General features: G+C 33.5%; 25 protein-coding genes. 14 read left to right on the top strand and 11 right to left on the bottom strand.

Annotated features, from left to right (window positions below):
* Positions 1 to 63: 63 nt before the first annotated feature.
* Complete coding sequence (gene pyrE / locus MR053_RS00095) at positions 64 to 708, top strand: orotate phosphoribosyltransferase (protein WP_242130512.1); 645 nt, start codon at positions 64 to 66, stop codon at positions 706 to 708.
* Positions 709 to 777: 69 nt separating this feature from the next.
* Positions 778 to 1173: an SRPBCC family protein gene (locus MR053_RS00100; protein ID WP_242130513.1), complete on the top strand. Its 396-nt coding sequence runs from the start codon at positions 778 to 780 to the stop codon at positions 1171 to 1173.
* Positions 1174 to 1227: 54 nt separating this feature from the next.
* On the opposite strand, the gene MR053_RS00105 is transcribed toward MR053_RS00100, so the two are convergent.
* The gene (locus tag MR053_RS00105) at positions 1228 to 1956 is read right to left on the bottom strand and encodes a biotin--[acetyl-CoA-carboxylase] ligase (RefSeq protein WP_242130514.1); all 729 of its coding nucleotides are present in this window, start codon (positions 1954 to 1956) and stop codon (positions 1228 to 1230) included.
* Between the two features lie 94 nt (positions 1957 to 2050).
* On the opposite strand from MR053_RS00105, the gene rsfS reads away from it, so the two are divergent.
* The 6 genes from rsfS (at position 2051) to MR053_RS00135 (ending at position 6832) form a co-directional block, all read left to right on the top strand.
* Positions 2051 to 2422, top strand: coding sequence for a ribosome silencing factor (gene rsfS, locus MR053_RS00110; protein WP_223548579.1), 372 nt, complete (start codon positions 2051 to 2053; stop codon positions 2420 to 2422).
* 3 nt (positions 2423 to 2425) lie between these two features.
* Positions 2426 to 4375: an ATP-dependent zinc metalloprotease FtsH gene (ftsH, locus tag MR053_RS00115; protein ID WP_242130515.1), complete on the top strand. Its 1950-nt coding sequence runs from the start codon at positions 2426 to 2428 to the stop codon at positions 4373 to 4375.
* Positions 4376 to 4492: 117 nt separating this feature from the next.
* Positions 4493 to 5104: an LUD domain-containing protein gene (locus tag MR053_RS00120; protein ID WP_242130516.1), complete on the top strand. Its 612-nt coding sequence runs from the start codon at positions 4493 to 4495 to the stop codon at positions 5102 to 5104.
* A 1-nt stretch (position 5105) separates the two neighbouring features.
* Positions 5106 to 5927, top strand: coding sequence for a phosphatidate cytidylyltransferase (locus tag MR053_RS00125; protein WP_242130517.1), 822 nt, complete (start codon positions 5106 to 5108; stop codon positions 5925 to 5927).
* Complete coding sequence (locus tag MR053_RS00130; protein ID WP_242130518.1) at positions 5917 to 6573, top strand: phosphatidylserine decarboxylase family protein; 657 nt, start codon at positions 5917 to 5919, stop codon at positions 6571 to 6573. The genes MR053_RS00125 and MR053_RS00130 overlap by 11 nt, the downstream gene beginning before the upstream one ends.
* On the top strand, positions 6566 to 6832 hold the full coding sequence (locus tag MR053_RS00135; protein WP_242130519.1) for an acyl-CoA-binding protein: 267 nt from the start codon (positions 6566 to 6568) through the stop codon (positions 6830 to 6832). The genes MR053_RS00130 and MR053_RS00135 overlap by 8 nt, the downstream gene beginning before the upstream one ends.
* 7 nt (positions 6833 to 6839) lie before the next feature.
* Here MR053_RS00135 and lipB read toward each other — a convergent pair whose 3' ends face one another.
* The gene (gene lipB, locus MR053_RS00140) at positions 6840 to 7547 is read right to left on the bottom strand and encodes a lipoyl(octanoyl) transferase LipB (RefSeq protein ID WP_242130520.1); all 708 of its coding nucleotides are present in this window, start codon (positions 7545 to 7547) and stop codon (positions 6840 to 6842) included.
* A 93-nt stretch (positions 7548 to 7640) separates the two neighbouring features.
* Entirely contained in the window at positions 7641 to 7799 is a 159-nt protein-coding gene (locus MR053_RS00145; protein ID WP_223548593.1) for a YqaE/Pmp3 family membrane protein, read from the bottom strand.
* Between the two features lie 132 nt (positions 7800 to 7931).
* Here MR053_RS00145 and MR053_RS00150 point away from each other — a divergent pair, with 132 nt between their 5' ends.
* From MR053_RS00150 to MR053_RS00170, 5 genes are all read left to right on the top strand, one after another.
* Positions 7932 to 8990 carry a helix-turn-helix domain-containing protein gene (locus MR053_RS00150; RefSeq protein ID WP_242130521.1) on the top strand — a complete coding sequence of 353 codons (1059 nt, stop codon included), beginning with the start codon at positions 7932 to 7934 and terminating at the stop codon, positions 8988 to 8990.
* A gap of 111 nt (positions 8991 to 9101) precedes the next feature.
* Positions 9102 to 9539, top strand: coding sequence for a DUF1573 domain-containing protein (locus tag MR053_RS00155; protein WP_242130522.1), 438 nt, complete (start codon positions 9102 to 9104; stop codon positions 9537 to 9539).
* Between the two features lie 131 nt (positions 9540 to 9670).
* On the top strand, positions 9671 to 11362 hold the full coding sequence (gene lysS, locus MR053_RS00160) for a lysine--tRNA ligase (RefSeq protein WP_242130523.1): 1692 nt from the start codon (positions 9671 to 9673) through the stop codon (positions 11360 to 11362).
* A gap of 250 nt (positions 11363 to 11612) precedes the next feature.
* Entirely contained in the window at positions 11613 to 13478 is a 1866-nt protein-coding gene (locus MR053_RS00165; RefSeq protein ID WP_242130524.1) for a helix-turn-helix domain-containing protein, read from the top strand.
* Between the two features lie 181 nt (positions 13479 to 13659).
* Entirely contained in the window at positions 13660 to 14286 is a 627-nt protein-coding gene (locus MR053_RS00170) for a hypothetical protein (protein WP_223548603.1), read from the top strand.
* Between the two features lie 76 nt (positions 14287 to 14362).
* On the opposite strand, the gene MR053_RS00175 is transcribed toward MR053_RS00170, so the two are convergent.
* Positions 14363 to 14914, bottom strand: coding sequence for an ester cyclase (locus MR053_RS00175; RefSeq protein ID WP_242130525.1), 552 nt, complete (start codon positions 14912 to 14914; stop codon positions 14363 to 14365).
* A 279-nt stretch (positions 14915 to 15193) separates the two neighbouring features.
* Between MR053_RS00175 and MR053_RS00180 the strand changes: the two genes are divergently transcribed.
* Complete coding sequence (locus tag MR053_RS00180; RefSeq protein WP_242130526.1) at positions 15194 to 16633, top strand: glycoside hydrolase family 125 protein; 1440 nt, start codon at positions 15194 to 15196, stop codon at positions 16631 to 16633.
* A 257-nt stretch (positions 16634 to 16890) separates the two neighbouring features.
* On the opposite strand, the gene MR053_RS00185 is transcribed toward MR053_RS00180, so the two are convergent.
* From MR053_RS00185 to MR053_RS00215, 7 genes are all read right to left on the bottom strand, one after another.
* Positions 16891 to 17640 (bottom strand): alpha/beta hydrolase, encoded by a 750-nt coding sequence (locus MR053_RS00185; RefSeq protein WP_223548615.1) that lies wholly within the window; start codon positions 17638 to 17640, stop codon positions 16891 to 16893.
* A gap of 40 nt (positions 17641 to 17680) precedes the next feature.
* Complete coding sequence (locus tag MR053_RS00190) at positions 17681 to 18553, bottom strand: alpha/beta hydrolase (protein WP_242130527.1); 873 nt, start codon at positions 18551 to 18553, stop codon at positions 17681 to 17683.
* Between the two features lie 250 nt (positions 18554 to 18803).
* Entirely contained in the window at positions 18804 to 19373 is a 570-nt protein-coding gene (locus MR053_RS00195; protein ID WP_242130528.1) for a GDYXXLXY domain-containing protein, read from the bottom strand.
* A 4-nt stretch (positions 19374 to 19377) separates the two neighbouring features.
* On the bottom strand, positions 19378 to 20673 hold the full coding sequence (locus tag MR053_RS00200; protein ID WP_242130529.1) for a DUF2157 domain-containing protein: 1296 nt from the start codon (positions 20671 to 20673) through the stop codon (positions 19378 to 19380).
* 126 nt (positions 20674 to 20799) lie between these two features.
* Positions 20800 to 21546, bottom strand: coding sequence for a ceramidase domain-containing protein (locus MR053_RS00205; protein ID WP_242130530.1), 747 nt, complete (start codon positions 21544 to 21546; stop codon positions 20800 to 20802).
* Between the two features lie 37 nt (positions 21547 to 21583).
* A complete protein-coding gene (locus MR053_RS00210) occupies positions 21584 to 22063 on the bottom strand; it encodes a hypothetical protein (RefSeq protein ID WP_223548624.1) in 480 nt (159 codons plus the stop codon).
* A 31-nt stretch (positions 22064 to 22094) separates the two neighbouring features.
* Positions 22095 to 22562, bottom strand: a complete 468-nt coding sequence (locus MR053_RS00215) for a hypothetical protein (protein WP_242130531.1) — start codon at positions 22560 to 22562, stop codon at positions 22095 to 22097.
* Positions 22563 to 22643 lie beyond the last annotated feature (81 nt).

Genomic DNA, 22643 nt, shown 5'->3' on the forward strand with positions numbered 1-22643 from the left:
AAAATATTTTAAATCGAATGGCCATAACAGCATTAAATTAAATTTATGTTTAATTTTGCGACTATGATTTTTAATAAACATACCGCCAGAAAAACTGCTGAAGTTTTATTGCAGGTAAATGCTATAAAACTAAGCCCAAAAGTCCCTTTTACTTGGGCTTCAGGATGGAAATCTCCAATTTATTGTGACAACCGCATTATTTTATCGTTTCCTCCTATAAGAAACTATATAAGGGAAGCTATGGGAAAACAAATTGAAAAGCAATATGGCAAACCCGACGCTATTGCTGGTGTAGCCACAGGCGCCATTGGCATTGGCATGTTGGTAGCAGAGTACCTAGGGCTTCCATTTATATATGTTAGACCCGATGCTAAGGGTCATGGACGTAAAAACCAAATAGAAGGATTTATAGAAAAAGGGCAAAATGTAGTAGTGGTTGAAGATTTAATAAGTACCGGAAAAAGCAGTTTAAATGCGGTAAATGCATTAAGGGATGCTGGTATAAACGTAAAAGGTATGATTGCCATTTTCACTTATGGTTTTGATGTCGCTACCAAAAATTTTGAAAAAGCCAACGTGAAACTCCAAACTTTGGGTAATTATGAAAGTTTGCTGGAACAAGCTGTTTATACCAATTATATTTCTGAAAAAGAACTCAAAACCTTATCGGATTGGAATTCAAATCCTAGTGCATGGCACCCAAATTAAATTAAAGTTTTAGTTAAGAGTTATCCAACTCCTATAACTTAACAGCAAAAACCTATAATAAAATACATTATGAATTTAGAATCCCCAAATATAAACGTTGGCAAATCGGCTGAAGACGTCTATAACTTTTTATCTGATGTAAAAAACTTCGAAGCTTTAATGCCTGAAAACATTAGTAAATTTGAGATTCTTGAACACGATAAGTTTGTGTTTGCATTAAAGGGCATGCCAGAAATTGTCTTAAAAAAGAAAGAGACAATCCCTCCAAATAAAATTGTTTTAGGTGCTGCTGGAGGGAAAATAGACTTTTCTTTAGTAGGTGAAATAAAAGCAATAGATGAATCGAACAGTGAAGTTCAATTAAAGTTTAGCGGTGATTTTAACCCTATGATGGCCATGATGATTAAAGGCCCTATTACCAAATTTATTGAAACATTGGCAACCAATATTCCCAATGCAATTTAATTTTGGTGTTTTCAAAGAACACTTCACTAAACTTAATTTAACTTTTCATCCAGCCTAATGCATCAAGGTAATTTCTTTTAGGTCATATTTTTTAACAACCTGGTCTTCCTGGGTCACCATAAGCTTTCCATATTTGGTAACCCCTTTTATGAACCCGGAGAACAATTTGCCATTAGCATCTTTAAATGTTGAAGGCTTATCCTTTCTAAATAAATATGCTTCATATTCATTTTTAACAGTATTGTATTCACCATCTTGTAAAAGTTGGGAATAGTATTTGGTCTGTTTCATTATGTAATGCAGAACTTCATCCAAATCATAATGTACTCCTGTTATACTTTTTAAAGAAGATGCCTGTGGTAAGTTCTCAAATTCTGTTTGGTTTACGTTTACCCCTATCCCAATAATGGTAGAATTCAACCTATCTTTTATGACATTTTCTATTAATATGCCGCATATCTTCTTGTTTGCTGACAAAATGTCGTTTGGCCATTTGATGCGTAAATCTGGAATATTGAATTGCTGTAACGCTTTCAAAATAGCCAAGGAAACTGCCATGCTTATGTAAAAAGGAAACTCAACCACATGCACACTCAAGTCCTTAAACAAGCTAAACATAAGGTTTTTACCAGTTTCTGATTCCCATGTCGTACCCATTTGTCCACGACCTCTTGTTTGGTGTTGTGCAATAACAACTGTATAATCTTCTACTACTTCATTATAGATCATTTCCTTTAAAAATGAATTTGTGGAGTCGATGGCATTAAGTTTGATTATACGCATTAATAGAGTTGTATTTTGACTTTAAAATCTTATGATTATTTTAAAGTATAAAGAACTAAAAAAATAATAACTTTGCACAAAGTAAATAAAATTAATGGCGAAAGAAAAAATAAGTACAGACCAGTTAATATCGGTTATAATTAGTGGGATTGAAGATGTTAAGGGTAAAGAAATAAGTATTTTAGATTTAAGGGATATTGAAAACACGGTTTGTGATTATTTTATAATTTGTGAAGGAACTTCAAACACGCAGGTTACCGCTATTGTAAATTCAATACAAAAAAAGGTTAGTAAAGAACTAAAGGATAATCCTTGGCATACAGAAGGTTTAGACAATGCCGAATGGGTGCTCATAGATTATGTTAATGTTGTTGTACATGTTTTCCAAAAGCATATTAGGGAATATTACGATATAGAAAGCCTTTGGGGAGATGCAAAAACAACAGTTATAGAAACGAGTTACTAAAACATGGCAAACGACAAAAAAAACATAAAAGAAAAAAAACCAAAATTCAGTCCATATTGGATTTATGGTGTTATTATAGTGGTTTTCTTAGGATTTCAACTATTGGGAGGAAACAGTTTTGAAAGTTCAAAAAACATAACAACTTCTGAATTTTTTAAATATGCAAAAGATAATGACGTTGAAAGAGTTGTTGTAATAAACAGGCGTATTGCCAATGTCTATCTTACTGATGAAGCACAGGATAAAGAAATTCACAAAAGATCAAAGCCACAAACCTTTATTCCTTCAACCACTAAGTTACCAAACTATAAATTTGAAATTGGAGATTTACAAAACTTTGAAAACGATTTAAAGGCAATAGGGAAATACGATATCTATTCCCTAGAAACAGACGAAAATCATTTGGGTGACTTTTTAATTAGCTTACTTCCATTCATATTGTTAATAGGCGTATGGATATTCATTATGCGCCGCATGTCTGGTGGTGCTGGTGGTGGTGGTGGCGGACAGATTTTCAATATAGGGAAATCTAAAGCTAAACTATTCGACCAAAATACCGATGTAAAAACTACCTTTAAGGATGTTGCTGGATTAGAGGGTGCAAAGGAAGAAGTACAAGAGATAGTGGATTTCCTCAAATATCCTGAAAAATATACCACTTTGGGTGGAAAAATCCCAAAAGGCGCTTTATTAGTTGGCCCTCCAGGAACAGGAAAGACCCTATTGGCTAGAGCTGTTGCCGGAGAAGCTAAAGTACCTTTCTTTTCACTTTCGGGATCTGATTTTGTAGAAATGTTTGTTGGTGTTGGCGCATCACGGGTTCGTGACCTATTCAAGCAGGCCAAAGAAAAATCGCCTTCTATAATTTTTATAGATGAAATTGATGCCATTGGTCGGGCAAGAGGGAAAAATGCTATGTCTGGAAGCAACGATGAACGTGAAAACACATTAAACCAGTTACTTACAGAAATGGATGGCTTTGGTACCAATGCCAATGTTATCGTATTAGCAGCTACTAACAGGGCTGATATTTTAGACAAGGCCTTAATGCGTGCCGGACGTTTTGACCGACAAATTTTTGTAGATCTTCCCGATTTGCGTGAACGTAAAGAAATTTTTGAAGTGCATCTTAGACCACTAAAAAAATCCAAGGATTTAGATACCGATTTTTTGGCTAAACAAACTCCAGGATTCTCAGGTGCCGATATAGCCAACGTATGCAATGAAGCTGCTTTGATTGCTGCTAGAAATGGCAAAAAAATGGTAGACAAACAAGACTTTTTAGATGCGGTAGACCGAATAATAGGTGGTCTTGAAAAGAAAAATAAAATTATTACTCCTAGCGAGAAAAAAGCTGTTGCCTACCATGAAGCAGGTCACGCTACCGTGAGTTGGATGTTGGAACATGCCGCACCATTGGTTAAAGTAACAATTGTTCCAAGAGGGCGTTCATTAGGCGCAGCATGGTATTTACCAGAGGAGCGCTTAATTGTTAGACCAGAGCAAATGCTGGATGAAATGTGTGCTGCATTGGGTGGACGTGCTGCAGAAAAGGTTATTTTTGATAAAATCTCTACAGGCGCATTAAGCGATTTGGAAAAAGTAACCAAACAAGCAAGAGCCATGGTTACCATTTATGGGCTAAGCGATAAGATTGGTAATTTAACTTATTACGATTCTTCAGGACAGAGCGAATATGGATTTACCAAACCTTATAGTGAAGAAACAGCCGAACTCATAGATAAAGAAATTTCCAGCATTATTGAAGAACAGTACCAACGTGCCATCAAAATCTTGGAGGAAAACAAAGACAAACTTACCGAATTGGCTGAAGTACTTTTAGAAAAAGAAGTAATATTTAAAGACAATTTGGAAAAAATATTTGGCAAACGTACTTTTGAAAAAGAAGAAGAACAAATAACAAAAGAAGAACAAGAAACAACAGAAAAATAGATTATTTCTATTATTTTGTTAAGTAAATAGTAAAAATCTTAAATTACCCTCATGGTTAGTTTAAGATTTTTTATATTTGATAAACCCAGATGTAATTGAGTTAATAGCACAATCTTAATGAGTCTTTTTAGAAAAATTTTTGGTTTTAAATCTGAAAATAAGGATGAAGAACTAATAAAATCAAACGAAAGAGGCAAGTACATGCCTGAAATCAAACTGCCGATAGACGAAAGGTTTACCATAAACTTTAAAGCTAATGGCGGTAAATTCCTTTACTGTGAAAACTTAGATGAAATTTTTCAAAACTTACAAAACATATTAGTTGAAAATCAATGGGAAAATAAAAATGTGTTAGTTTTAGATGACCAACTTGAAAGTAAGTTTAAAAACTCCTGCTTACAATCTACCCGAAAAATAAGTGATGCTACATTTTTCTTAACGACATGTGAAAACCTCATTGCCAATGACGGTTCTTTGCTTATTTCTTCCAAACAGATTTTTGAAAAAAAATTACGTGAGTTACCTTTTAATTTCATTGTCTTTGCTACAACCAGTCAAATTGTTGAAAGCATAGGAGAAGGACTTCGAGTTATAAAATCGAAAAGCAGACAAAAAATACCCACCAATATTACAACCATTAAACATTTTAAATCTGCCGATGAAAAAGATTTCCTAAGTTATGGCAGTAGTGCCAAAAATTTATACTTATTACTTCTAGAAGACCTGTAGGATGAAGGAATTTTTTATTCGAGGCTTATCTGGCTTACTCTATGCGACTCTACTTATATTATGTTTATATTCTGAACATGCACTTCTTATTCTCTTTTTTGTTTTTGGTGTGATTTGTCTTATGGAATTTAAAAAGCTTATTCAACTTAAAAGCAACATTCCATTTATCATTTTTATTATACTCTATGGTATTTTTGGTTATTGGCAAGAGGTCCTACAATCTAATGGCGGACTCGACGAAGCTACCCAAATTTTAATGGTTATAACCATTTTTGTGCAGTTGTTTTTAATTAAGGATTTGTTTTCAGAAAAGGTCATCCCCTTGTTTCATTCCAAACGTTTTATTTTAACAACCTTTTATCTCTCTAGCGGATTTGTTTTTTTGGTTTTAATTACCAATTATTACACTACATATAACCCAAACATTTTATTAGGAGCTTTTATATTGGTTTGGGTAAACGACTCGTTTGCTTATTTAGTTGGTAAAAACTTTGGAAGGCAAAAACTTTTTGAAAAAATATCGCCCAAAAAAACTGTAGAAGGGTTTTTAGGGGGGTTATTTTTTTCATGTATAGCAAGCTATTTTATCGCTACCTTTACCGAAACTTTAAATTTCACTAACTGGCTCATAATGGCTATTATTATTAGTGTATTTGGAACGCTAGGGGATTTAATAGAATCTAAATTTAAAAGGCAAGCCCAAGTTAAGGATAGCGGTGTAATTATGCCGGGGCATGGTGGATTGTTAGATCGATTGGATAGCATTATTTTTGCTGCTCCAATTATATATTTATTCTTAAGAATGCTTAAATATGTTTCATAAAGAAGGTCATAAAATTATAACGGTAACGTTTATTCTAGTTTTAGCACTGTTCTTGCTAACCGATTTTTTCATAGGCATAGCTTGGTTGCGAACAAGTATCATGCTTCTATTGATTGTGTTTTTAATTATTATCCTTCAGTTTTTTAGAAACCCCAAACGCAATACTTTAATTAACAACAATACTGTAGTATCACCTGTCGATGGAAAGGTAGTGGTTATTGAAGAGGTTTACGAGAAAGAATATTTTAAGGATAAACGCCTACAAGTAAGCGTATTTATGTCTCCTATCAACGTCCATGTGACTCGTTACCCTATAAGCGGTAACGTTATTTTTAGCAAGTATCATCCAGGAAAATACTTAGTAGCATGGCACCCTAAAGCAAGTGAGGAAAATGAACGCACAACCGTTGTTGTTGAAAACGAAAATTATGGCAAGGTACTGTATCGTCAAATTGCAGGGGCACTAGCCAAACGTATTGTTAATTATGCCAAACAAAACGATAAAGTGGTTCAAGGGGAAGATTCTGGATTTATAAAATTTGGTTCAAGGGTAGATGTTTTTTTACCTTTAGATGCAAAAATCAAGGTTCAACTCAACCAAAAAGTAAAAGGTGGCGAAAGCATTATTGCAGAAACCAATGGGTAAAATTGATTTAGACACAGCCTTCCAAGAAGCCGTTAACCGGGTTAACAATCATACCGATCCGTTTCCTGCTGATACGCTACTAAAACTCTATGCCTATTACAAAAGAGCCACAAACGATTATGGCAAACCCAGTAGCAAAAAACCTATTATCAATGCCTTTAAGACCAACGCCTTGTTTCAGGTTCAAAATGTAAGTCCTAAGGCCGCCAAAGAGAAGTATATAGAATTGGTTAATAATTACTTTTTATACAGGGAATAACATCCGTTTATACGTTTTCTGCAAATTCAGCCTGAAAAAGCATAGCGAAATGTTTTAACATTTTTTTCTTAACCTCATCCATGGCAACTTCTTTGACCCCTAGCTCAACATTCAATGACGTCACTGCCTTACCTCTAATTCCACAAGGAATAATATTATCGAAATACCCTAAATCGGCATTGACATTAAACGCAAAGCCATGCATGGTTACCCACCTACTGGCACGCACACCCATAGCGCAAATTTTTCGGGCAAAAGGCGTTCCTACCTCTAACCAAACCCCCGTTTCACCTTTACTTCGTGTGGCTTCAATACCATATTCTGCTAGGGTTAGAATAACCATTTCTTCCAAAAAGCGAAGATACTTATGAATATCGGTAAAGAAATTTTCAAGATCTAAAATAGGATAACCAACAATTTGTCCAGGACCATGATAAGTAATATCCCCACCACGGTTAATTTTATAAAATGTAGCACCTTTATCGGTAATTTGCTTTTCGTTTAAAAGCAAGTTAGACAAATCACCACTTTTCCCCAATGTATACACGTGTGGGTGCTCTACAAACAAGAAATAATTATTGGTTTGTAAGTGTGTTTCCTCCCTCCTGTTTTTAGCCTTAATGTCTACAATACCCTTAAACAATAGCTCTTGGTAATCCCAAGTTTCCTTGTAGTCCCTAAGTCCTAAATCCTGCAGTTCTATTCGCTTGTTCATAGGCTGCAAAAGTACGGGAATTTTTCATTTTAAAATTCATATAAGACAAACGAAAAATATTGCTTTACAAATGGCTACTGGCTAAACCATACTTTAACGGTTAGGGTTATTAAGAATAACCAGTGCCGCTATTACCCCAGGAACCCATCCGCATAACCATAACAAGAACACTATAAAAATAGAACCACAGCCCTTATCTAAAACAGCTAAAGGTGGACAAATTATAGACAATAAAACTCTCCAAAAACTCATGTATTCCGATTTTTAATTGATGACACCTATTGGACGTAATAGTTTAAGGTTTGTTACACTCAATCATTACACTAGGTCGTTAAATTTTTAGTCATTGGTGTTTCATTCAAAGAAAATAGGTAGTTTCGTAATATGAACATACGCTACTGTTTTATTTTACTATTCCTAATATCGGTTTTTGCTCAAGCACAATATAAATTTTCGGGTGAAATAGATAAAACGAAGTGGCACGACAATGTGTACCTCTCCATCATAGATGATTATAGGCACTTGTCTGGTATTTATGAAGAGCAGATTATTGACATGGTGAAGGCAGACTCTACCGGTCATTTCGAGTTTACCGGAAGTGTGTTAGAGGATGATTATAGGATTTATAGAATACACGTTGACAATTGTGAAAAGGATAATCTAGAACTGCCACATTTTAATGGCCATTGCGACGAAAGTAACGAAATACTATTTATAGCAAAAAACACAGACACCTTACAGTTCCCTTTTTCTTTTGACTATCAAATGTTTTGCGATGTGAAATCAAAAAATGATAAGGCCCTGTCACTCATTAAAATAGACTCCCTTAAAGATGAAATGAAATATGCTTACAGCACATTTAGAAGTGAAGCCAACAGAGCATTGAACAACAAAAAATGGTTTAAAAAATTACAGGATTTTGGCCAAAGCTTAAACGAACCCTTGGCGGAGCTATACATTTACACCTATTTATCAGACAGAAGAAATAGTATGCACCAATATTATTTGGAAGATTTAAAGACCAATCCCTATTACGAAGATTTGCTTAAAAGATTAACGGTTGCCTATCCTGATGCAACTTATACCCAACAATACAGAAACGAACTTAATTCTGATGAATTTATACTTAACAGAGAGTCTGAAAATAATGCTGTTAATTGGACCTATATTTTATTCTTTTTGTTCATTGCATCTATATCGGTTAACATTATATTATTCCTGTCCTTCAAAAAATTCAAGAAACGGATGTCTTCCAATGGTAAAGAACAATTAACGCGGCAAGAACAGAATATTCTCAATTTATTACTTGAAGATAAATCCAATAAAGAAATAGCCGACATCCTTTTTGTTAGCCTTAGCACCGTAAAAACCCATATAAACAACATTTACAGGAAGTTAAATATTCAAAATAGAAATGAAGCTAAGTCATTGTTTAATAACTAGTTAATAAGTATATAATTAGGTACTAGTACCTTTTTCAATCCTGCTTTTTTAGTTTTTAATAAAAGATATGTGCAAGTTTGTTACATCAAGAATTTTAAAATTTAAATAATCATGGCTTACTCATTAAATCAAAAATCAACAAATCTATTACTTGTTTTATTCTTATTGGTTTCAGCATTTAGCTTTGCCCAAGAAGGAAGCAAATCTGAAAAAGTTGGCGTTTTCACTTTTGAAAACGAAGAAATAGACTATGGCACCATTGCCTATAATTCTGATGGCTTGCGTGTATTTAAATTTACCAATACAGGAGACGCGCCAATAGTAATCTCTAAAGCAAAAGGATCATGTGGTTGTACCGTACCTACCTATAGCAAAAATGTCATTCTACCAGGTGAAAAAGGTGAAATTCAGGTAAAATATGCTACAAATAGAATTGGTAAATTCACTAAAACGGTAATGTTAACCACAAATGCTTCCCAGCCTAACAAAGTATTAAGGATTAAGGGAGAAGTACTGAAACCTGAAACAAAAGAAGCTCCCAAAAGCTAATTGTTAACTAGCATAGCTTGTATATAAGTTTTTTTATGTACAAGCTTATTAAAAATGTTGTGTGCTATTGTGTGTAAAAAATGTAATTTTGCACCTGGCCATAAAGGGCCGGTTTTTAAAATCACAATAGCATGCAATTATCAGAGCAAGAACTTGTAAGACGAGAGAAATTAGCAAAATTACGCGAATTGGGCATTAACCCTTATCCCGCCAATTTATATCCAGTTAAGAATACTTCAAAATCGATAAAAACCAATTTTAAACAGGGTGACCAAGTAGTTATCGCTGGTCGCTTAATGTCTAGGCGCATACAGGGCAATGCTAGTTTTGCAGAGTTACAAGATGCCGAAGGCCGTATCCAACTGTATTTTAACAGGGACGAAATATGTTCTGGTGACGATAAGACAAAATACAATACTGTTTATAAAAAATTACTGGACATAGGTGATTTTATTGGTATTGAAGGCGAACTATTCACTACTAAAGTTGGTGAAAAAACGGTTATGGTAAAAAACTTTACCTTGTTAAGTAAGGCCTTAAAGCCATTACCTTTACCCAAACTGGATGCCGAAGGTAATATTCACGATAAATTTGACGATCCCGAGTTACGTTACCGTCAGCGTTATGCCGATTTGGTAGTTAACCCACATGTTAAGGATGTTTTCGTAAAACGTACCAAATTGTTCAATGCCATGCGTCAGTTTTTTAATGATGCTGGTTATTTTGAAGTAGAAACCCCGGTATTACAGCCCATTGCCGGTGGCGCTGCGGCGCGTCCGTTTGTAACCCACCATAATGCTTTAGATGTGCCACTTTATATGCGAATTGCAAACGAGCTATACTTAAAGCGCTTAATCGTTGGTGGTTTTGATGGTGTTTACGAATTCTCTAAAAACTTCCGTAACGAGGGTATGGACCGCACCCACAATCCAGAGTTTACAGCTATGGAAATTTACGTGGCCTACAAGGATTATAATTGGATGATGGATTTCTGTGAACGCTTGCTGGAACATTGTGCCAAAGCGGTTAACGGTACCACCAAAGCGACGTTTGGTAAGCATGATATCGATTTTAAAGCCCCTTATGCCAGGGTAACCATGGCCGACTCGATTAAAGAATTTACTGGGTTCGATATTATCGGTAAAAGTGAATCCGAAATACGGGAAGCTGCAAAAGCTATGGGTGTTGAAGTAGATGAAACTATGGGTAAGGGGAAGCTGATAGACGAAATTTTTGGTGAAAAATGTGAGGGTAACTACATTCAGCCCACCTTTATTACCGACTACCCGAAAGAAATGAGCCCATTGTGTAAGGAGCACCGAGACAATCCTGAACTGACCGAGCGTTTTGAGCTCATGGTATGTGGTAAGGAAATAGCCAATGCTTACTCTGAGCTTAACGACCCTATAGACCAACGTGAACGCTTCGAGCACCAATTGGAATTGGCCAAAAAAGGCGATGAGGAAGCTACAGCGACTATCGATTACGATTTTTTACGTGCCCTCGAATACGGTATGCCCCCTACTTCGGGGATGGGTATTGGTATGGACCGATTGATTATGTTCTTGACCAACAACCAATCCATACAGGAGGTGCTGTTCTTTCCGCAAATGCGGCCAGAAAAGAAAGCTGTGGCTTTAAGTGATGATGCCAAAACCATTTTTGAAACCTTGAGAAAAACTGAAAGATTACCTCTGTCAGATTTAAAACTACAATCGGGCTTATCAAATAAAAAATGGGATAAATGTATTAAAGAACTTACTAAAAATAGTCTTGTCAAAGTTGAAAAAACTGATGAAGGCTTGTTTGTTGAAGTTGTTTAAAAGCTCCTTTATAGAAATCTTAAAAAGGGAATCAAATGAGATTCCCTTTTTTTATTATCATTTATTCTATTAAAAATATTAGACGATATAGTTTTCCTTTAACTATGATATAAACTAAAGCTTTTTAAGAAACAGTTAATCATCAATATATCAAGTTGTATCGAATAGTATTGGAATTCTTCTCTTAATCTCTTAATTTTAAGACAGTTTACCTTATTTCAATTATTAGGCTTAATACCGTTGACAAAGAATGATTCAGGATGATAAATTAATATCCAAACTAAAATCGATCGTTCTAGATAATCTTCAAAATGAACAATTTGGCGTTGAAGATTTATCAAAATCAGCAGGTCTAAGTCGGTCGCATCTACACCGAAAATTAAAGACACTAAAATCACAATCCATAAGTCAATATATTAGAGAGATTAGGCTTAATGAGGCTCATAAACTGCTCCAAGAGGAATCTTTTACCATCTCTGAGGTTGCCTACAAAGTTGGTTTTGGAAGCCCCTCCTATTTTCATAAATGTTTTCACGAGCATTATGGGTATCCTGCAAGTGAAACTAAAAAACATAAAAACGAGGAAGCCTTTAAACAAGAAATAAAGAAGAAAAACCGTTTTAGTTATAAAAGTGAAAGCAGGAGGGTTTTTAAAACTTTTGGTTTATTATTTGTTCTAATTTTTGTAGGCTATATATTGTTTAACTACTATTCCAGTACTGAAGTTTTAGCTTCAACTGAAAAATCTATTGCGGTCTTACCTTTCAAGAATATTAGTGGTGATGAGGACAATCAATTTTTTGCTGATGGACTGGTAGAAGGTCTTTTAAACAGGTTAGCTACCTTAGAAGAATTAAAAGTTATTTCTCGTACATCATCCGAGATTTATAAACACAACACAACAAAAACAATTCCCAAAATTGCCTCAGAATTAGGTGTTTCCTATATTCTGGAAGGCAGTATCCAAAAGCATGAGAATAAAGCCAGAATTACAGTTCAGCTTATTGATGCCACTAGTGATGACCATGTCTGGATTAAAAGTTTTGACAGAGAATTATCTGATATTTTTAAAATTCAAAGTGAAATTGCCCTACAAATAGCTTCAGACCTTAATACAACTCTTTCAGAACAACAAACTTTAAAGATTAAAAGAAATCTAACTGAAAACATTGAAGCCTATAAATTATACCAACTGGGTAGATTTTATTGGGGAAAACGATTGGGCAAAGACTATTTAACAGCCATTGATTATTTTAATAAAGCCGTAAAAGAAGACCCTAATTATGCGCTTGCTTATGCTGGCTTAGGCGACACCTATTTCCTAAAAATATGGAAATCATCAAGTCGTGAAGAGATTAAAGAAAATAGAGAAAAAGCCGAATATTTTGCACTAAAAGCCTTGGAAATAGACCCCAATTTAGTAGAGGCCCATACAGTACTAGCTACACTATACTTTTATATTGATTGGAATTATGAAAAAGCAAATATAGCATTTAAAAAGGCTTTTGACATTGGAACAAAATATTCTACACTACACCATCGCTTCTCTGAATATCTTAGTTATTTAGGGAAACATGAAGAAGCAAGATCCCACATAAACAAAGCTATTGAGCTTGACCCTTTGTCATTCATAGTTAGAGAAGTAAGCGCAAAGCTTTATTTAAATAATGGAAGTTTTCATAAGGCTATAGCTGAGTCAAAAATTGCAGAAGATTTAAATAAGGAAAGTATAAGACCTTCACTATATCAGTTTTGGTCACATTATATGCTCAAAAATGATTCATTAGCTATAGAAAATATAAAGAAGTTGAGAACAATTATAAAAAGTGATATAACAAATCAAGCTTTAGACAGCATATATGAAGTATCTGGCACAGATGGTTTAATGAGATGGTGTATCTCCAAGATTTCAGAACCTAATTTTAAAGCTAAAAGCTTATTTCTTTTAGGAGACATTAATGAAGGCATAAATATACTGGAGGATGCTTTCAACAAAGGAAGACCCCTTGGAGATATTCCCTATATGTACCCCTCTCATATTTTACATTCCAATCAACGGTTTATGGCATTAATGAAAAAAATGAACTTACCTTACAGCACTGTTTCTAACAAATAATCCTCAATTGAAACTGCCCTAACCCTAAACAACCTTCCTATTAACAACATGGCTTAACAAAACAACATAATTTTGAAAAAAAATTAATGTTTTTGCAACATAGTTACTTAATGTCATGTACATTATTTAACCATCTTTATAGGTATAAAGTGTATTGTATAACAAGTAAAACTATGTAATTATGAAAACTATAAAACTATTTTGTTTAACTCTATTAAGTTTTTTTCTTTTCACAGCCTGTAACATTGAAGATTTCCATTCAGAACAAAACTCACTTGAAAAAGACAACCTAACCTCAAAATCCAGCATTCAAAAAAGTTTACCTTTTAAAGCTACCTTCACCGTGTGGCGTGCAGAGGCTCCAGGTTCCCAAGCATGTGACCCTGGTTCTTCTAGTGAAACCATGATAATGAAGGGAAATGGAGAAGCGACACATCTTGGCCAGTTACAGGAAATCTTTATGAGATTTTGTTCTGCTCCTACTCCAGAAGTTATTTTTCCAGTGAACTATTGGTTTATAGAAACGGGTAAATTTGTAGCAGCTAACGGAGACGAATTACATTGTATAATTGAGTCAGGCCAGATATGGCTATATACAGGAGATAACCCTGATTATCAAGTACATTTTAATGACGAAATAACATTTATTGGAGGTACCGGTCGTTTTAAAGGCGCATCCGGATGGGCTAAAACCAATGCCTATGTTCATTCAGGAACTACAGGTAATGAAGGGGAAGATCCATTTTATACTGATTTCTTTATAGAGGAAGGAGAATTAATTATTGTACCTGGTAGCGCATCGGAATAGTAATTTAAGAAAGAAAAATCCAATTCAAAAAAAAGGAAGGAATCTTAAGATTCCTTCCTTTTTTTTTATTCATTATTTATTCTTCCTGAGAAGTTATTTTATATCCTGTTTGTAAAAATATTTCCAAAGCATTCCAGGAAGAATCATCTTTAACAACTTTACCATCTTCAATCGTGAGCACTGTAATACCCGATATAGCTTTAAATGGTTTTTCGTTTCCTTTCACACCAATTAATTCACCTGAAAATGTTCCATCAGCAGACCAATTTACAACAACTATATTGCCGCTTATATAATAATCATCCAAATTTAATATCATATTTGGATAAGCTCCATTTATAGCATTGAATTCACTAACAAGCTCAGCTCCACTCGTACTTTTGCCTCCTGGACTTATTCTAGTAAAATTATCGGCATAAACATTATTTATGAGCTCTGGCGCTCTTTTTTCCCACATAAGATCAATCTTCTCCCATAGAGCCTTAAAATCGGTGTCGGAAATTTCATTTACAACTTCAACAGTTTTAACTTGTTCTATTTCTTCTTTAGGCGTTTCCTTACAAGCACTATTTATAAAAACTAAACCTGTTAGCAATAACATTATATTAAAATTAAATAGAGTTTTCATTTAAAATTGGTTTTTGGTTAATATTTCATCAAGATAAGAAAATTCAATTTAAAAAACTTACTATCAATTATTTAAATGTTTTCCTATACTTTAAAATAGCTTCAGCAAATAAAAGTGGTACTGCCCAAAAAACCCAACTTAACAAGCCTAATCTATCCAATTCTCCAAGAATATTGTACTACTTTTAAATTTCATAGATTCTAAAGTATTTGCCATGAAGTTTTTTGGTTTTAACCTTTAGCTTGATAATAAAATCCTATTTTTATAGAAACTAAACTCATGAACAGACGAAAATTTTTAATACAAAACAGTATTGCGGTTGGAGGCTTAACTGTATTACCTGCTTCCTTAGCGGCAAAGACACTAATAGATCAAAAAACATACACATCGAATAGGCCAAATCCAAACCAACGCACCTTTACAAGTCGGGCCGTTGAAGATTTAATCGCTGAAGTAAAAGCCAGTATAAAAGATGAGGAACTGGCTTGGCTATTCGAAAACTGTTATCCCAATACACTGGACACTACAGTTGATTATGAAATTATAAATGGTAAGCCAGACACTTTTATCATCACAGGTGATATTGATGCCATGTGGTTAAGGGATTCTACCGCCCAAGTGTGGCCCTACATGCCTTTGATCAAAAAGGATGATAAATTAAAAAACCTTATTAAAGGGTTGGTTAACCGACAAACCAAATGCATTCTTAAGGATCCTTATGCTAATGCCTTTTATAAGGACTTAAGTAAAAAATCGGAATGGGAAAGTGACAAACCAACACCCATACCTGGAGTACACGAAAGAAAATGGGAAATAGATTCCCTTTGTTATACCATTAGGTTAGCCAATGAGTATTACCAACGTACCCAAGACCCCTCAATTTTTGATGAAGATTGGAATCAAGCCATGCAACTTGTTGTAAAAACATTACGTACAGAACAAAGAAAACATGGTGAATCGCCATATACCTTTATTAGGCAAACGACGTCCATGATTGATGCCCCAACATTTGCAGGTACAGGAAGACCTTTAAAACCCGTGGAGCTAATAGCTTCTATGTTCCGGCCTTCGGATGATGCTACCTTGTTTCCGTTTTTAATCCCTTCCAATATATTTGCTGTTATTTCATTAAAGCAATTGGCTGCTATTAATAAAAACGTCTTGAACAATTCTGCTTTTGCTGATGAATGTTCACGTTTTGCCAATGAAGTAGACGAAGCCATTAAGCAATATGCCATTTCCAATCATTTGGATTTTGGTAACATTTACGCTTATGAAGTGGATGGCTTTGGCAACAAAGTTTTTATGGACGATGCCAACGTACCCTCGTTAATGTCATTAGCCTATTTGGGAGCTCATAAGACTACAGATTCCATATACCAAAACACCAGACGCTTTCTGCTAAGCGACCACAACCCCTATTATTTAAAGGGTAAAGCTGCCGAAGGCCAAGCGAGTCCGCATACCGGGAAAAACAAAATATGGCCCATGGGTATTATTTTAAGGGCCATGACCAGCGACAATGATCAAGAAATCATCAAGTGTTTAACAATGCTTAAAAACACCCATGCTGGTACTGGATTTATGCACGAAGCCTTTAATAAGGACAACCCCGAAGATTTTAACAGGTCTTGGTTTGCCTGGGCCAACACACTGTTTGGGGAATTGATCATTAAAATTTACAGGGAGCGTAAATCTATACTATCCCATAGTTTTTAAGATATTTTCTTATAAAATACAAAAGCCCAGTAATAAAATTACTGGGCTTTTAAACTAACTAACCAACTAAACTAAATTTATTCACTAATAACTAATCTTATGAAAAGAAATTATGTGCTATATGATTTATAAATCTAACTACGGTACAAAGAGACGCAATTTTTTTAATATGTAAAACTAATTTAGAAATGTTTAACAGCTTACTTTCTAATTTTATAATTTCTTTAAGAATTAAAGGTCTTGTAAAAAGAAATTGATTAAGGAAATAGGTTATCTATCTCTGATTGGTAAGCCCTATATTCCATTAGATTATTATGATTTCCTTCCTCTATCACAATAAAAGTTGTTTGCAGTTTTGGGCTAATCGTAACTAATTTTTTTGCAGAGGAAAACGGAACAACCTCATCTTGAGTGCCGTGAAAAATAGTTATTGGACAATTCACATTTGGAATAAACTCAAAGCTTGGAAATTTATAGTTTAATAGCTGCTTTACTGGAAAAATAGGAAATTTGAGTTGCGCAACATCTGTCATACTATAATAAGGTGTTTCTAAAATAAGTTGTTTCGGTTTGTTTTTTGAAGCTAAATATGTTGCCATTGCTGTCCCTAAGGAGCGTCCATAAAGTGTAATAACTTGTTCATTATAACCTTGTTTTAGGTAATTATAAAATAATTTGGCATCATTGTAAAAAGATGCTTCACTTAGTTTTCCGATACTTTTACCATAAGCTCTGTAATCCATAATTAGCACATCATACCTCCTTTCAACAAAAGGCTCTACAATGGCGCCCCATCTGGACAGATTATCAGCATTTCCATGAAAATACAGGATAACGCCCTTTGGGTTTTCAACTTTAAAATGAATAGCATTTAGTATAGCTCCATCATTAGTCTTTAAAAATAATTCTTCGAAATTATATGTGAATTGGTACTCAAAGTCCTGTTCTAGTGCTGTAGGCAGAAACAATAGCCTTTCTTGGAAAACGTATAGTAATGTTAAAATCATAACATAAAGACTTATAAAAATAAAAAATATCTTCTTAAGCTTATGTTTTATTAGGTTTGGAGCTGTGTTTAACATGAATACTAGTTGTTGATAAATCAATATTTTGAGGCTTTGAATTTAAGATATCATGAATCATTTTATGATAAGATTCAAAATTATTTAAATTTTTATGTCCACCCCCTATTATAGTGTGAAGTTTTGTTCGTTTTGGGTTTACCTTAGATAGTTTTATACTGGTTTTATACGGAATAAGTTTATCGTTTGTTCCATGTATTATGTGAATTGGACATCTTACATATTTTAACCATTTATATGTTGGTAATGGATATTTAAGTAATACCGATAAGGGCATAAATGGGGCGTATCGAGCAGTAACTTTGGTCAAGCTATAATAGGGAGCATCCAAAATAAGCATTTTAGGATTGTTCAACGAGGCCAATTTTGCAGCAAATCCAGACCCTAAAGACCTGCCGTAAAGGATAATCCTGTCTTCTGAGATTCGTTCCTTAATTTTATTATACACTTCCTGTAAATCCCTTTTAATAGCTTTTTGCGAACGCTTTCCGGTACTCTTACCAAAACCCCGATAATCTACCATTAAAACATTATAATTATGTCTGGTAAAATCTACAGCAAACTTCCCCCAGCCCTTTATACTTTTTGAGTTCCCTTTAAGATATAAAACCACTCCTCTAGAATCTCCTTTGGGCATAAACAGAAGACCATTGATAACTGCACCATCCCTGGTTTCAAGGTTATATTCTTTAGTGTTCTGATTATCATAATAAAACTCAAAATCTTTGGATAGCTTTTCAGGTTTAAACAGCATATAATCCTGCAAATAATACAATGCTACACTAACAGTTATATAAATAGATATAATTAGTAATATGGTTGAAACCCAGTACGCCATTGGCAGATTATAATCATACTAATATACAAATTACTACTCATAACATTTTTAAAAACATTTCTACAAATGGATCCCTATAGGCTAGAGCATAATAAATACTCCATGAAATAATCCCATCGCTTTAATATTCTTAACTCTAAAACACATTATTGTATTAAATATTGCTAGAACAAAATTCCCAATGTTAACCTCCCACACAGAAACCACACCATATAGTTTTATAATTTCTTTAAGAAAATAGTTTTTCACCTCACTTAACACCTATCTTTTTTACATAATCTTTAATAGAAATATTATTAACAATAACATCATCCAAAACCGCCTCACCTGCTTTTACATAAACTAATGCATGGGTATCAATTAAGGAATCCTGATGAGCATTTCTTACCGCTACCTCAGCATCATAAGCTTTGGTTTCCTCAATATAATATCTATTAAACGGATATTGAATATTTAATTCCTTACTTTGTTTATTGTACCATCTTGCCTTAGCATTCACAAAATTCTTCTTTTCATTTGGTAATAGTACTCGACTAATCTTTGACACTTTAGCATATCCTAAACTGTCTGTTTCAAGGTAAATGTAAAGATCCTCACCTCTCTGCCAGGTTGAATCTTTAGTTTCATACAACCCAACTTCAAAATCTAAGGCAATATATCTACCTCTAAATGGGTCTGCTGGATCAATAGGCCTTGTTTTAAACTTATATAATTGACCCTTAGCAAGAATATCTTCTTTACCAAGAATCATATTAATAGGTACAAAAATTTGTGCTATGGCAACAACTATAAACAGTATAAAAATATGTATTGTTCTCATCTTTCTATTTTTTTAAATTCATTTTTCCTTCCTTTTGTCTTTTAAGCATAAAATAGTTGGTTAAAAAGAAGCCCAGACCAAATCCTAAAAACAATACTCCGCGAATTACAAAGGACATCTCTGTATCAAAAAACCTGCAAACTATTAAAACAGCTATGATCAATAAACCATAGTTTGATATCCCAAAATGAAATGTGTCTGCTCCTTTTTTTATAGTCAAAATACCAATGGCCAAAATCAACAGGTTTATTATTATTAATGGAATATATTTGTTATTAAAACCAGCAAAAAATACGATAGTAAATATTAGAAAAGTGTAATGGGTCAAATCAATTTTAGAAATCCATTGTTTAGCTATGCCATATATCAATATCCCTATGGCAATTAGCAATAAAAATAGTGTGATATAAAATTCCTGTGAAGAATAAACTAATTCTGTTTTTTTTATTGCTTCCCACATCAAGTCAAAACTGGTTAACAAAAGCATATAAATGGTTCCCAATGAGCCTAAAACCAAATAGGCATTACCTCTTAATTTTAAATTACTAAATAATGGCATTTTTCCAATGCTATAAAAAATGCCATATAGCACCACATACATTAACACACCTAATTCACTTGTCTTATGTACAAAGGTTCCTAGAACTATATTAAGACTTAAAGGAAATAACCAATTAAAAATAGAAGTAATGTTTGCAGCCGATTTATATTTTAAAAGTTGCCAATAATGAGGGAACACCAAACCCAAAAGCAATAAATAATACCATGGAGTCTTTCCGTTGCTTAGATAAGAATATCCAAAATCTGCCGCATAAAATGTCATAAAAATGATGTGTAATATTGCTAAACTATGTGACCTTAAAAAATAAATTAATGGAAAACACAGTAATATCCATGTCAAAATGAAATCGCTAAAGTTTCCCGGTATATTATAAATTTGACTTATAAGAGATATACATGAGCCGACCACAAAAAACAAAAGCGTACCGGTAGACTCTTTCCAAACATTGTTTTTATTCTTAAAAATTGAAATACCAACAAATACCTGTCCTAATACTAAGGGCAAAAAAGCCAAAGAGGTTTTGATTGATTTTGAAAAATCATCCCAATTATGTGCTAAAATCAATATAATTCCCAATCCTATTAGTAAACCACCTAGAACTCCAAAAACGGTAAACATCCTATTGGGGACATCTACTTTTTTGGATTGATAATAAGCTTCCATTTTTGAAGCACTTTCTTTTGATATGACCTGTTGTTCAACAAGTTCCTTAATATCATTTTGAATTTTTGAATTCATTTATAATACTGTTTTAATTCTATTACTTAACTTTCACCCTTTAATTATCTGTTTTGGATTCCATGTAAAATGCCAATAATACTATTACTAGAAAAAGGGTAACTCCTTCATCATTGCCTCTTAAGATTAAACGGTGTTTAAAATTATTTCACGACGCTCTATATAGGTAAAAACCAATACTGCCAAACCAATTGCAGATATAATGTGCTTAATGGAATGCCCACTTATGAAAGATAATGTGCCAAAAATTTCTTCATCATAATTCTCACTTAGTTTAGCAATTATATATGCCACTATTAGCGTCCAATAGCCATAGTTCATAGTAAAACTAGATTTAAAACTTAACAGAATAATAGGCAATGCAAACATTGGATAAAACTGCACTAAAACATACGGTCTTAAATCATTAAAAACCACCCAATAAACAACAGATAGCATTCCAACAAAAACTAAAGGCATTAAAAGCCTATTACCGAGTTTAGGGTTAATGAATTCACTCAAGATAATAGATACCAACGACATGAAAACTATTGTCATAGGTAATCTATCCCATACCAAAGATGAATTAGTTGGGCTTAAATGGTAATAACCCGAACCAATTGAAACAAGAATAATTCCAATGAAAAGAAAACAATATTGGATTTTGTATCCCAAAATTTTATTAACATTAATTAGACCCCAAATACCAACTATAGCAAATGGAATATTTGAAACAACATTCCAAAAATTAGCAACATTAAACCTTTCAACAGCATCACTAAAGTTATGATATAATGGGTCTTGCGCTATTGGATCAATTAAAAAAACACCTATAGCCGAAAAAACAGCCAGGACAATTAATAAGCCCACTCCTATTTTTTCTTGTGTTCTCATATTTATAGCTTACAGATTTGAGTGAGTCATTGGTACTTTAAAACAAAAAAATCATATAAATAATAATGCCTTCAGCAATACCAGTAATTATACTCATACCCAGAATATCCTTAACCTTACTTCTTAAAAAGAATACGGTACTTAAAATAGCCATTATGGCTGCAAGCAAAATTTCCAATGCTCCTATTTTGGACATTAGATAGGTTATGCCAGTAAATCCTACGGTAACTGCTAAGGCAATGATACAGAATCTTACTATCTCATTTTTGCTATAATTACCTTCGGTAAATCCTTTCTGTAAATCTCTCAAAATAGAAAGAATAAACAATAATGGCACTACAGACAGAAATGGGGCAAATACCACCTTAATGCCTTTAATAATGGAGAGATCATTGTAAAAAAAGAAAGCAATTGTTGTAAACAATAGTAGGCCTGTTACAATAATGGCTTGAAAGGTAAACAACAGTTCCCGTTTTGAAGCGTTGTTTTTTTCTGTGTTTTGAAGTACTTGTTGCATAATTTAAAATTTTGATAATTCCGCTTTTCTATTATGAAGACAAAAAGAATACATGAATCGCAAGTGATAATAGCACGCCGCTCAATATACCATTGGCCTTCAAATTATTATATAAGATAAAATTTAACACATAAGTGCTCACAGCAGTAGAGTTGATGAGATGTGCAAAAATCAAATTGTTTTCAAGGTTTTGATGTGTTAAAAACTCTATTAGTTGCATTATTCCTATTCCAGTTATTATAGTTAATAGCAATAATATGGTAGCAGGTTTTTGGTTTTTAAGTTTATAATCATCTGTATTTTGAGGCAAAAAGTGTTGAATTAAGATAAACCTAACAAAAAACAACATGGGTATTGGGAATACAATAGATGCAATGATTTTAATGACATCCTTGAGTGTCTTTATTTCATCATAGCCCAAAAATACCAGGTACACAAACACCACAACTGAAACACCTGTAGTTACCAAAAAAGCTATATTTAATTTTCTTAGTATCATTACGGCTATTCTATGTTAGGAACATTTAAAAGCATTTTATCATATTGTTTAGTAACCTATTATTATAGGTTTCATGGTTTT

The sequence above is a fragment of the Aestuariivivens marinum genome (assembly GCF_022662175.1).
GTDB classification, from domain to species: Bacteria; Bacteroidota; Bacteroidia; order Flavobacteriales; family Flavobacteriaceae; genus Aestuariivivens; species Aestuariivivens marinum.